General features: G+C 73.3%; 12 protein-coding genes. 7 read left to right on the top strand and 5 right to left on the bottom strand.

Annotated features, from left to right (window positions below):
* Positions 1–18: 18 nt before the first annotated feature.
* A complete protein-coding gene (locus ACIQZN_RS04675) occupies positions 19–477 on the bottom strand; it encodes a hypothetical protein (RefSeq protein ID WP_403988334.1) in 459 nt (152 codons plus the stop codon).
* Between the two features lie 167 nt (positions 478–644).
* On the opposite strand from ACIQZN_RS04675, the gene ACIQZN_RS04670 reads away from it, so the two are divergent.
* Positions 645–1214, top strand: a complete 570-nt coding sequence (locus ACIQZN_RS04670) for an NADAR family protein (RefSeq protein WP_403988457.1) — start codon at positions 645–647, stop codon at positions 1212–1214.
* A 64-nt stretch (positions 1215–1278) separates the two neighbouring features.
* On the opposite strand, the gene ACIQZN_RS04665 is transcribed toward ACIQZN_RS04670, so the two are convergent.
* A complete protein-coding gene (locus ACIQZN_RS04665) occupies positions 1279–2271 on the bottom strand; it encodes a DUF4190 domain-containing protein (protein ID WP_403988332.1) in 993 nt (330 codons plus the stop codon).
* A gap of 116 nt (positions 2272–2387) precedes the next feature.
* Between ACIQZN_RS04665 and ACIQZN_RS04660 the strand changes: the two genes are divergently transcribed.
* The 3 genes from ACIQZN_RS04660 to ACIQZN_RS04650 are packed head-to-tail and all read left to right on the top strand — an operon-like array spanning position 2388 to position 5191.
* On the top strand, positions 2388–3422 hold the full coding sequence (locus tag ACIQZN_RS04660; RefSeq protein WP_403988330.1) for an adenosine deaminase: 1035 nt from the start codon (positions 2388–2390) through the stop codon (positions 3420–3422).
* A gap of 24 nt (positions 3423–3446) precedes the next feature.
* Positions 3447–4151, top strand: a complete 705-nt coding sequence (locus ACIQZN_RS04655; RefSeq protein ID WP_403988328.1) for a glycerophosphodiester phosphodiesterase — start codon at positions 3447–3449, stop codon at positions 4149–4151.
* A gap of 56 nt (positions 4152–4207) precedes the next feature.
* Complete coding sequence (locus ACIQZN_RS04650) at positions 4208–5191, top strand: serine hydrolase domain-containing protein (RefSeq protein ID WP_403988456.1); 984 nt, start codon at positions 4208–4210, stop codon at positions 5189–5191.
* Between the two features lies 1 nt (position 5192).
* On the opposite strand, the gene ACIQZN_RS04645 is transcribed toward ACIQZN_RS04650, so the two are convergent.
* Together ACIQZN_RS04645 and ACIQZN_RS04640 are read right to left on the bottom strand one after the other, a co-directional pair.
* Positions 5193–5723, bottom strand: coding sequence for a hypothetical protein (locus ACIQZN_RS04645; RefSeq protein ID WP_403988326.1), 531 nt, complete (start codon positions 5721–5723; stop codon positions 5193–5195).
* A 100-nt stretch (positions 5724–5823) separates the two neighbouring features.
* Positions 5824–7263 carry a gamma-aminobutyraldehyde dehydrogenase gene (locus ACIQZN_RS04640; protein WP_403988324.1) on the bottom strand — a complete coding sequence of 480 codons (1440 nt, stop codon included), beginning with the start codon at positions 7261–7263 and terminating at the stop codon, positions 5824–5826.
* Between the two features lie 267 nt (positions 7264–7530).
* On the opposite strand from ACIQZN_RS04640, the gene ACIQZN_RS04635 reads away from it, so the two are divergent.
* The 3 genes from ACIQZN_RS04635 to ACIQZN_RS04625 all read left to right on the top strand — a co-directional run bounded on the left by ACIQZN_RS04635 (position 7531) and on the right by ACIQZN_RS04625 (position 10659).
* Positions 7531–8268 (top strand): ABC transporter ATP-binding protein, encoded by a 738-nt coding sequence (locus ACIQZN_RS04635; protein WP_403988322.1) that lies wholly within the window; start codon positions 7531–7533, stop codon positions 8266–8268.
* Entirely contained in the window at positions 8250–9431 is a 1182-nt protein-coding gene (locus ACIQZN_RS04630) for a hypothetical protein (protein ID WP_403988320.1), read from the top strand. Before ACIQZN_RS04635 ends, ACIQZN_RS04630 begins: the two co-directional genes overlap by 19 nt.
* Before the next feature lie 106 nt (positions 9432–9537).
* A complete protein-coding gene (locus ACIQZN_RS04625) occupies positions 9538–10659 on the top strand; it encodes an LOG family protein (protein ID WP_403988318.1) in 1122 nt (373 codons plus the stop codon).
* An 11-nt stretch (positions 10660–10670) separates the two neighbouring features.
* Here ACIQZN_RS04625 and ACIQZN_RS04620 read toward each other — a convergent pair whose 3' ends face one another.
* Positions 10671–11696: an ABC transporter ATP-binding protein gene (locus tag ACIQZN_RS04620; protein ID WP_403988316.1), complete on the bottom strand. Its 1026-nt coding sequence runs from the start codon at positions 11694–11696 to the stop codon at positions 10671–10673.
* Between the last annotated feature and the right edge of the window lie 2 nt (positions 11697–11698).

The following is an 11698-nucleotide window of genomic DNA, read 5'->3' as shown; positions in this document are numbered from 1 at the left end:
TCAAGACCTCTGGCAATGTCAGACCCCCTCGCCGTCTGCGGGGCCCGCCGCGGCCTCGTGCATCGCGAGCTCCAGGAGCGTGGCGTCGGTGAGGGTGCCCGAGCCGTCGGGCGGGACGAGCCAGCGCACCTTTCCGGCCGGGCGGCCCGGGTGCGGGACGACGATCCAGGTGCCGCGCCCGGCCCCCCGGATGCCCGTGCCGACCCAGCGGGTGACGGTGCCCGGCGGTACGAAGAACCCCATCCGGGACTCGCCGAAGTCCGCGAGGACCGGCCCCGGCCGGTCGATGAGCCGGGTGAGCACGTCGAGCGTGGGGTAGCCCAGCTCCCCCGGCAGGATCAGTACGTCCCAGCGCCGGCCGGCGGGCAGGAGCGCGATCCCCCGCGGATCGCGCTCCCAGTCCCACCGGCAGGCGGCCGGGTCGGGCGCCGCCGACGCCAGCCACTCGACCGCTGCCCTGACCTCCGAGCCCTTCATGGCCCGCCTCCGTAGTCCGTGTCGCGCCGGCCGGGCGGCGGGCGCGTTCACGGGAGAGAGCGGGCAGGGGCCGGTTCATGACGCGGGTTCGGCTACTCATTGGTAGTGATCTGGGTCACGTGGACCCGTTGTCAGTGGCGGGTGGCAGACTCCGGAGCATGGAACACATGGGGGACGTGCGCAGTGTCGAGGACCTGGTCGAGCTGACCGGCCGCGGCGAGAAGGTGAAGTACCTGCACTTCTGGGGGCACCGGCCGCGCCCCGACGGCTCCATCGGCGCGAGCTGCCTCAGTCAGTGGTGGCCCTCGCCGTTCACGGTCGACGGCGTGACGTACGCGTCGGCGGAGCACTGGATGATGGCCGCCAAGGCCCGGCTGTTCGGCGACGCGGAGGCGGCGGAGCGGGCGGTGGCGGCGAAGAGCCCGGCCGAGGCGAAGAAGGTCGGCCGACTGGTGCGGGGCTTCGACGACGCCGTCTGGCAGCGTGAGCGGTACGGCCTGGTGGTGGCGGGCAGCGTCCACAAGTTCGGCCAGGACCCGGAGCTGGGCGCGTTCCTGCTGCGCACCGGTGACCGGGTGCTGGTGGAGGCGAGCCCCCTGGACCGGATCTGGGGCATCGGGCTCGCGGCGGACGACCCGCGCGCCCAGGACCCGGCGGAGTGGCGGGGGCTCAATCTGCTGGGGTTCGCGCTGATGGCGGCCCGGGAGGAGCTGCGGGGCGCGGCCGAGTCGATATGAGGCGGCTCGCGGGGCGGCGGTGGTGGTGTTCCCCGGCGTCCCGCGAGCCGTCGTCCTCGTGTGCTCAGGCCCGTACGGAGAAGTGGCCCAGCGGCGGGAGCTCGCGCGCCTCGGCGACGAGGGAGACGGGCGCGGGCTCGTAGTCTGACCCGCTGTCCTCGTCGTCGAAGTCGTCGTTGGTCACGAGCCAGATGAAGAAGCCGAGGAAGGCCGCGCTGACGACGATCCCGATGGAGCCGAGGATGATCCCGGCCAGCGCCACGCCCCCGTTGTCGGCCTCGCCCCGCTGAGCGCGGCCGCGGCCGATGATGCCGAAGATCAGCGCGAGGATGCCGAGGACGATGCCCAGGCCGTACATGCAGAAGCCGGCCGTCGCGATGATGCCGAGCACCAGCGAGGCGATACCCAGCCCGTTGGCGGGCGCCGGTCCGCCCCACGGGTTCCCGTAACCGGGGTAGCCCGGGTAGCCGTACTGCGGCGCCTGCCCGGCGGGGTAGCCGAACTGCGGGGGCTGGGCGCCGGGGAAGCCGTAACCGGGGGTCTGCGGGCCGGGATAGCCGTACGGGGGCTGGGCGCCGGGGAAGCCGTCCTGCGGCGGCGTGCCCGGGAAGCCGTCCTGCGGCGGTCCGGCCTGGCCCGGGCCGTTCGGCCCGACGGGCGGCGGGGGCACGGACCCGGGGGTTCCGGGGGCGGCCCATCCGGCGGGCCCGGTCTGCGGCGAGCCGAATCCGGCCGGCGGCGGCACCGGTCCCGTTCCGATGCCCGGCATGGAGGTGACCGTCAGCTGGTCGTGTACGGCGGGCGGTCGCGGGTCGCCGGATATGCCGTTGCCGGGTATGGCGTCGGACGGGGTGCGCGGGGCGCCGGGGACCTCGGGGCCGGGGTTCCCGGCGCCGGGCTTCTTGTCCAGGGGCACGCGGCCGACCGGGGGCGCCGGGCTGTCCGAGGGCCCGGGGCCGCCCGGCGCCGGGGTCTCGCGGGGCGTGCGCCGCTCCGGCGGTGCCCAGGGGTCGACCGGTGCGGCCCCGTCCGCAGGCTGATCTGTGTTGTCCGACATGGGCCTCCCCCATCGTGATGCGGTCATGCTACGGGCCCGTCCTACGATGACTCCCGTCCCCCGCCCCGGTCACCCCTGACCGGAGCCCGTCACACTCCACGCCCACGGAGGCCCCGATGACCGACCTGCACCCCTTCATCGCGGGGCTGCCCAAGGCCGAGCTCCATGTCCACCACGTCGGTTCGGCCTCCCCCCGCATCGTCGCCGAGCTGGCCGCGCACCACCCCGACTCCAAGGTCCCCACCGCCCCCGAGGCGCTGGCGGACTATTTCACCTTCACCGACTTCGCCCACTTCATCGACGTCTACCTGTCCGTCGTGGACCTGATCCGCACTCCGGAGGACGTCCGGCTGCTGACGTACGAGGTCGCCCGTGACATGGCCCGGCAGAACATCAGGTACGCGGAGCTGACGGTCACCCCGTTCTCCTCGACCCGGCGCGGCATTCCCGAGCAGGGGTTCATGGAGGCGATCGAGGACGCCCGCAAGGCGGCCGAGCGGGAGCTGGGCGTCGTGCTGCGCTGGTGCTTCGACATCCCCGGTGAGGCCGGTCTTGAGGCCGCCGAGGAGACCACCCGGCTCGCGGTGGACCTTCGGCCCGAGGGGCTGGTGTCGTTCGGGCTCGGCGGCCCGGAGATCGGCGTGGACCGCCCGCAGTTCAAGCCCTACTTCGACCGCGCGATCGCCGAGGGCCTGCACTCGGTGCCGCACGCCGGGGAGACCACGGGCCCGCAGACCGTCTGGGACGCGCTGAACGAGCTGCGCGCCGAGCGCATCGGCCACGGCACCAGCTCGGTCGCCGACCCCAAGCTGCTCGACCACCTCGCCGAGCGGCGCATCGCCCTGGAGGTCTGCCCCACGTCCAACATCGCGACCCGGGCGGTGAAGGACATCGAGCAGCACCCGGTGCGCGAGATGGTCCAGGCCGGGGTGCTGGTCACGATCAACAGCGACGACCCGCCCATGTTCGGCACCGACCTCAACAACGAGTACGCGGTGGCCGCCCGCATCCTCGGTCTGGACGAGAACGGTGTGGCCGCGCTCGCGAAGAACGCCGTCGAGGCGTCCTTCCTCGACCCGGCCGGCAAGCGCACGCTGACCGACGAGATCGACACGTACACCGCCAACTGGCTGACTCGCGCCGGACGCTGACGTACCGGCGGTGACAATGGCCCCATGTCGAAGCCTGTCACCGCCGTCGCCCACCGGGGCGATCCGTACCGCGCCCGCGAGAACACCCTCTCCTCGATCCGCTCCGCGCTCGAACGCGGGGCGGACGCGGTGGAGATCGACGTCCGGGTCACCCGCGACGGGGTGCCGGTGCTGCTGCACGATGCCACGCTGGACCGGCTCTGGGGCCATGACCTGCGGCTGGACCGGCTCAGCCACCAGGAGCTGACCGAGCTGACGGCGGGCGGGGTGCCGACGCTGCGCGAGGCGCTGCTCGCGGTCGGCGCGCACCGCGTGATGATCGACCTGCCGGGCTCCACGCCGGATTCGGTGAAGCGCACGGTGGGCGTGGTGCGGGAGTGCGGGGCCGGGGAGCGGGTCTACTACTGCGCCGGGCCCGACGCGATGCTGCGGGTGCGCGCGGCCGACCCGTCCGCCGAGATCGCGATGACCTGGACGACGCTCGCTCCGCCGCGTGCGGCGCTGCTCGACGCGGTCCGGCCGCGCTGGCTGAACTACCGGTTCGGTCTGGTCAGCCGGGAGCTGACGGACCGCAACCACCGCGACGGGCTGCTGGTCTCCGCCTGGACCGCCGACACCGGCCGGACGATGCGCCGGCTGATCGGCCATGGCGTGGACTCCGTCACCACCAACCGGATCGACGTGCTCCGCAGGCTGATCGACCGGCACGGGGCCGGGCGCAGACCGTGACAGGGCCGCGCACGGTCTGGCGCCGGGTGCGGGAGACGGGCGGTCCGGGTCCCCGGGTGACCGACATCGGCGTGGTCCTGCTGGTCCAGGCGGCGGTGTCGGTGCCCTGGGTGCTGCCCCGCGACCCCCGCCTCGAACCCGCGACGCTGTCCGCGTATCTGCTGACCACCCTGACCGTGCTTCCGCTGCTGTGGCGGCGCCGGGCTCCGGTGCGGGTGCTGCTGGCGGTGATGGCGGCGCAGAGCCTCTACGGGCTCGCCACCGACGGGCCGGGGCAGACCCTTCCGTACACCGGTCTGGTCGCCCTCTACAGCGTCGCGGCCTACGCCCCGGCACCGGCCCGCCGGCTCTGCGGGGCGCTGACCCTGGCGATCGTCTTCCCCTCGGTCGCCACGGCCAAGGAGCGCGAGTTCCCGGCGGGGACGCGGCAGCACTACGTCAACATCAACTCCACGGTGGCGGGGCTGCTGATCGAGAAGGTCACCGGGCACTCCTACGAGGGGGAGGTGTCCCGGCGCATCCTGGCCCCGCTGGGTCTGCGCGACACGTCGTTCCCCGGCTCCGATCCCCGTATCCACGGCCCGCACAACCACGGGTACCAGCGCATGAAGCAGGCGGACGGCACCACCGCTCTGCGGGACGTCAGCGTGTGGAGCGCGACCGACGGCTGGGCGGCGGGGGACATCATCTCCACCACCGCCGACCTGGAGCGCTTCCTGACCGCGCTGTTCCGGGGCCGGGTGGTGCGCGGGCCGCTGCTGGAGGAGATGTTCACGCTGCCGGACCCCTCGGTGCGCGACTTCGTGACCGGGAGGGCGCCCGCGTTCAGCGCCGGTCTGTCCACCTGGACGCTGGGCGGCCGCCAGGTCTGGGGCAAGACCGGCGGCCGCTGGGGCTACAACTCGGGAATCGGCGCCACGCGCGATCTCTCCCGCACGCTCGTCTACAGCATCAACTCCACGGACGCGAAGGCCGAGGGGGAGAACGCCCTGGTCATGGGCGTGGTCTCGACGGTCTTCGGGGCGCCGTCGGCCGACTGAGTCAGGCGGCCACCGGTTCGCGCTCCGGTGCCCGCTCCATCGCCTCCAGGCGCTTGATCTTGCGGTGCACGATCAGCAGCGGGATCACCCCGAAGACGCCGAACGACATGTCGATGATCGACCACCAGAACGGGATGTCGCGGATCGGGCCGCAGATCAGCGCGAGCGGGATGATCCCGGCGCAGGCGATCATGCCGAACTCGATCACCCAGATGTTGCGGACCGGGTCGCGGAAGGGCCCGTAGAAGGCGACCGCGATGACCAGGTGGGCGAAGGCCAGCCAGTCGGTGCCGTACAGCACGAAGGGATACCGGGCGTCGGCCTCGTCGAGGCCGGTGCGGACGCGGGTGATCCACTCCAGCAGCGCCGGGAAGTGTTCGGGGACGGGAGAGGCCGAGGACGTCAGCAGATCCTCGGTCCACCGCAGTTCGTGGACGAGCGGGAAGGCGGTCAGCCCGCTCAGCACCAGACAGACGATGAAGACGACCAACCACACGCGTATACGCCTTCGCAAGGCGCGTTGCTCGCTCATGTCCGCAGCGTACGCCCGCATTTACTGGCTCTTTACGCCGCCCTCGCTATGGGGCGGGAAGCTCCGGGGCCCCGTGCGCACGGGGCCCCGGAGATGTCGCTCAGCCCTCGATGGACGTCATCACGTGCTTGATGCGCGTGTAGTCCTCGAAGCCGTAGGCCGAGAGGTCCTTGCCGTAACCGGACTTCTTGAAACCGCCGTGCGGCATCTCGGCGACCAGCGGGATGTGGGTGTTGATCCAGACGCAGCCGAAGTCGAGGTTCTTCGACATCCGCATGGCGCGCGCGTGGTCCTTGGTCCACACCGAGGAGGCCAGGGCGTACTCGACGCCGTTCGCCCACTCCACGGCCTGCGCCTCGTCGCGGAACGACTGGACGGTGATGACCGGGCCGAAGACCTCGTGCTGGATGATCTCGTCGTCCTGCTTGAGCCCGGAGACGACGGTCGGGGCGTAGAAGTAGCCCTTGTCACCGACCCGGTGGCCGCCCGCTTCGACCCGGGCGTGGGCGGGGAGGCGCTCGATGAAGCCGCTGACCTGGGCCAGCTGGTCGGCGTTGTTGAGCGGGCCGTAGAGCACGTCCTCGTCGTCCGGCCGGCCGGTCTTGGTGTCGGCGGCGGCCTTGGCGAGCGCGGTGACGAACTCGTCGTGGATGGACTCGTGGACGAGCACGCGGGTGGCGGCCGTGCAGTCCTGGCCGGCGTTGAAGTAGCCCGCGACCGAGATGTCCTCGACGGCCTTGGCGAGGTCGGTGTCCTCGAAGACGACGACGGGTGCCTTGCCGCCGAGCTCCAGGTGGACCCGCTTGACGTCCTTGGCGGCCGACTCGGCGACCTGCATGCCGGCCCGCACGGAGCCGGTGATCGAGGCCATCGCCGGCGTCCGGTGCTCGACCATGGCGCGGCCGGTGTCCCGGTCGCCGCAGATGACGTTGAAGACGCCCTTGGGCAGGATCTGCCCGATGATCTCGGCGATCAACACGGTCGAGGCGGGCGTCGTGTCGGACGGCTTGATGACCACGGTGTTGCCCGCGGCGAGCGCCGGGGCGAACTTCCAGACGGCCATCATCATCGGGTAGTTCCACGGCGCGACCTGCGCGCAGACGCCGACCGGTTCGCGCCGCACGATGGAGGTCAGCCCCTCCATGTACTCACCGGCCGAGCGCCCCTCCAGGAGCCGGGCGGCCCCCGCGAAGAAGCGGATCTGGTCCACCATCGGCGGGATCTCTTCGGTGCGGGTCAGCCCGATCGGCTTGCCGGTGTTCTCGGACTCGGCGGCGATGAGGTCTTCGGCCCGGTCCTCGAACGCGTCCGCGATCTTGAGCAGGGCGCGTTGGCGCTCGGCCGGTGTGGCGTCGCGCCAGGCGGGGAACGCGGCCGCGGCGGCGGCCATCGCGGCGTCGACGTCGGCGGGGCCGGAGAGCGGCGAGGTCGCGTAGACCTCCTCGGTCACCGGGTTGACCACGTCGATCGTCCGCCCGTCGGCGGCGTCCCGGAACTCCCCGTTGATGTAGTTGCGCAGACGGCGTACCTCGGCGGTCACGGCCACCCCTCCTCGTATATGTCCAATGGGTGAGACGACCAGCGTAGTCGGGCGCCGGTGTGCTGTGCCGGGCAAGGCATCCCCCGGACCCCGGAGCGGCCCGGATGCGCTCCGGATGCGGCCGATCGAGTGGGAAGAGGCGGACCCGGGCCGCGTGCTGTCCGCTCACCGCGATCCGAATCCTTACGGTGCCGAGTGACCGATCGGCCCCCTCTTCGTTCCCCCGTACGGGGGACGGGATATCTGATCTGAACCGAGGTGTACGCCATGGTGGCCCCGCCGGACAACGATGTGATCTGGGCACGTTCCCTGCAGCACTCCCACAACGGCTCACCCGCGCTCGGCGGGGTCTCCCTGGGCATCCGCGACGGCGAGATCCTCGCGGTGACCGGTCCGCGCGGCAGCGGCAAGACGACGCTGCTGCACTGCCTCTCCGGCCAGCTGGTGCCCGAGCAGGGCGAGGTCTGGTTCAACAGCGTGCCCGTGCACACGATGGGGCCGAGGCTGCGCGAGCGGCTGCGTCGCGACAAGTTCGGCTGGATCGCCCCCGAGCCCCAGCTCGTCCCGGAGCTGAACACCTGGGAGAACACCGCCCTGCCGCTCCTGCTGCGCGGCGCCTCGCACCGGGAGGCCAGGAAGGCCGCCATGGAGTGGCTGGAGCGCCTGGACATCGGCACGTGCGCCAAGAAGCGCCCGCACACGCTCCAGCAGAGCCAGCGGCAGCGGATCGCGGTGGCCCGCGCGCTGGCCGCCGGGCCCTCGGTGATCTTCGCCGACGAGCCGACCGCGACGCTGCACCGCACGGACCGCACGCATGTCCTGCGGACCCTGACCAGTGCCGCCCGCTCGCACGGGATCACGGTGGTGCTCGCCACGCACGACGCCGAGATCGCCGGGCTCGCCGACCGCGTGGTGCCCCTGCTCGACGGGCGCCGCGTCTCCACGGTCGGCCTGCCCGCCGAAGCCGATCCGGAGGGGCGCGCGGCGTGCTCGCTCTCCGTCTAGCCCGCGGTTCCCATCCGCTGGTCCTGATGCGGCGGCTGCTGGTCGCGGCCGCCTCCGCCGGGGTCGGCTTCCTTCTCCTGTGCACCCTCGGCTACACCGCCGCGCACCCCCACTCGGCGGGTGCGGTGCTGCGGCTGCTGTGGTGCTTCGTCCCGCTGGCCGCCACCGTGCAGTTCGCGGTCGCGGTGGCCCGTACGGATCCGAGCACCCGGCCGCGTACCGGGCTGTCCGCCGTGGGCCTCGGGCCGGTGAAGCTCAGCGTGCTCGCCGCGGTCTCCACCGCCGTCTCGTGCACCCTCGGCTCCGCGGTGGCGCTGCTGTTCTTCCTGCATCTGCGCGGTGACCTGTCCGGGCTGCCGTTCGACGGTGCCGCCGCCGATCTGCTCGGCGCGGACGCGTCGCTGCCCATCGCCGCCGTGCTGGTCCTGCTGGCCCTGGTGCCGGTGGCGGCCGCGACGGCCAGTGCGCTGGCGCTGCGCGGCCGGCCCGTGCGGGCGGCGCGCGAGACGGACGACGGGGGCGAGCCGGTGCCCGCCGATGAGATCCCCGCCCCTGCCGCGCCGCCGGCCGGGCTGCCCTGGGGTGTCGCCCTGACCGCCGCCGGGCTCGCCGTCGAGGCGTACGCGAGCCGGGGCACGCCCGGCAGCCCCTTCCCGCTGCCCGGCAAGCTGGACTCCACCCCGGCCTGGGTGCTGGTCGGCTGGACGCTGACGGCGATCGGCCTGGCCACGGCGGGCCCCGGCCTGACCTACCTGTGCGGCAAGCTGCTCCAGACGGTCCGGCCCGGTGCCGTACGCCTGCTGGCCGGCCGGGTCCTGATGGACGAGGCGCGCCGGATCGGCCGCCCGCTGGGCATCGTCTGCGCGGTCCTGTCGGCGGTCATCGCCGCCTTCGCGCTGTACGGGACCGGGCCCCGCCCGTTCGGCCCGCTCACGGCCCTGGGCGCGGTGCTCGTCGTCGGCTGCACCACGGCGACGCTGCTGACCTCGGCCCTGGAGGCCCGGCAGTCCCGCGCCGAGACGGCCAGGGCGCTGCTGCGGCTCGGGGCCCCGGCCTCGGCGCTGCGGGCGGCGACCGCGTTGCGCGCGGTCGCGCTGCTGGTCCTCTTCGCCCCGCTCACCTGGGCGATCGCCGAACTGGCCGCGCTGCCGCTGACCCCCTGAGCGCGGCTCGACGCGACCGACGGACCGGCCGGGCTCCCTGCCCGGCCGGTTCCGTGTTTCCGGGCGCGCGCACTTGTCGGATGAGCGTTTCGTAGCATGACCCCTCATGGGGAACGCGGACGAGCACAAGAGCACCCACGACAACGAGATCGAGTCGCTGGCCGAGTTCGACGCGGCGGTGGCCGCCGGCTCGCTGGCCGGATGCCGTGTGCAGTCGGTGGACCTGACGGAGCGGAGCGCGGAGCTGCTGGCCACGGACACCGCCGGGGCCGTGTTCCTCGGCTGCCCGATGGAGCCCGGCCCCGAGGAGAAGGTCCGGGCCGGCGGAGCCTTCGTCTTCCCGCCCGTCCCCGGCCTGCCCTTCGACCCGTACCGGGGCCTGCTCTACTCCCCCGACGCGCTCTACGACGGACTCGCGCGGGAGGGTTACGCGGCCACGCCGGACGCCCTGGCGTACGACTGGTTCCGGCGGACCCGGTCGGACGGCGACGCCTTCGCCTCGATGCTCCGGGCGCTCCACGACGACGCGATCTCGGACGCGCTGGAGGAGGCGCTCGCCGGGGCCCGGGTGGCCGGTGTGATGGGCGGCCACGCACTGGCCCGGGGCAGCGCCGGTTACGCGGCGGCGGCCCGGCTCGGCAGGACCCTGGCCCGCAGCGGCCTCACCGTGGCGACCGGGGGCGGCCCGGGCGCGATGGAGGCGGCCAACCTGGGGGCGTACGCGGCGCCGCACGACGACGCGATGCTGGACGAGGCGTGCGCGATGCTGGGCGCGGTGCCGTCCTTCACGCCCTCGGTCACCGACTGGGCGCGGGCGGCCTTCGCGGTACGGGAGCGCTGGCCGGACGGCGGTCCGTCCGTGGCGATCCCCACCTGGTTCTACGGCCACGAGCCGCCGAACCCGTTCGCCGGGCACATCGCCAAGTACTTCACCAACGCGCTGCGCGAGGACGGCCTGCTGGCCCGGTCGGACGCGGGCGTGATCTTCCTCCCCGGCGCGGCCGGGACCGTCCAGGAAATCTTCGACAGCGTCACCCCGAACTACTACGAGTCACGCGGCGAACCCGTCCCCATGGTGCTGGTGGACCACGACCACTGGACCCGCGAGCTCCCCGCCTGGCCCCTCCTGCAAACCCTGGCGTCGGGCCGGAAGATGGAGGCCTGCATCGCCCTGGTCGACACGGTGGAGGAAGCGCCGGAGGCCCTGGCCCGGCTGTGGGGGGCGTAACCCTCTCCCCCTCAGAACAGCGCCGGCAGCACCACGCACTCCGACGCGTCGAAGGTGATCCCCACCCGCTCGCCCTCCTCCGGTGTCCCGCGCAGCGAGCACTCGGCCTCCAGCACGGGACCGCGTTCCGGGTGCAGGGTCACGGCGACGTGGCTGCCCCGGAAGGTGCGGGCGCCCACGACGCAGCGCAGGCCCTTCTCCGGGGTACCGATGCGGACGCCGGCCGGACGCACCAGCAGATCGCACGCGCCCTGCGGTGACCCGGCCGGCACCGGTACCTCACCCCACTCCGTGTCCGCCGCCTCGCCCTCGACGGTCGCCTCGACCACGTTGTCGAAGCCCAGGAACCGGGCCACGAAGGCGGAGGCGGGGCGCTGCCACACCTCCAGCGGGGTGCCGGCCTGGGCGACGCGGCCCTCGCGCATCACGACCACCCGGTCGGCCAGCGCGAACGCCTCCCCCTGGTCGTGGGTGACGGCGAGCACGGTGGTGCCGAGGCGGCCGAAGAGGGCGCGGAGCTCCACGACGAGCCGTTCGCGCAGGCTGCGGTCCAGCTGGCCCAGGGGCTCGTCGAGCATCAGCAGTCTGGGGCTGGGGGCGAGGGCCCGGGCCAGGGCGACGCGCTGCTGCTCGCCGCCGGAGAGCGCGGCGACGGCGCGGCGTTCGGCGCCGGGGAGGCCCACGAGGTCGAGGAGTTCGGCGACCCTGCGGTCCTGTTCGCCCCGGCCGACGCCGTGCATCCGCAGGCCGAAGGCGACGTTGGCGCCGACGTCGCGGTGCGGGAAGAGCTGGTGGTCCTGGAACATCAGGCCGAGGCCGCGCCGGTGGACCGGGATGCCGTCCTGGTCGGTGCCGTCGAGCAGGACCCGGCCGCCGTCCGGCTCCTGGAGGCCCGCGACCAGGCGCAGCAGGGTGGACTTGCCGCTGCCGCTCGGCCCGAGGACGCAGACGGTCTCGTGGTCGGCGACCTCCAGGTCGACCCCGTCGAGCGCGGCCCGGTCGCCGAAGCGGACGGTGGCCAATTCGAGCGTCAGCATCT

This window comes from Streptomyces sp. NPDC097595 (assembly GCF_044761525.1).
GTDB lineage: Bacteria > Actinomycetota > Actinomycetes > Streptomycetales > Streptomycetaceae > Streptomyces > Streptomyces drozdowiczii_A.
The sequence above is the reverse complement of the archived record's forward strand: the minus strand, read 5'-3'. Positions and strand labels throughout refer to the sequence as shown.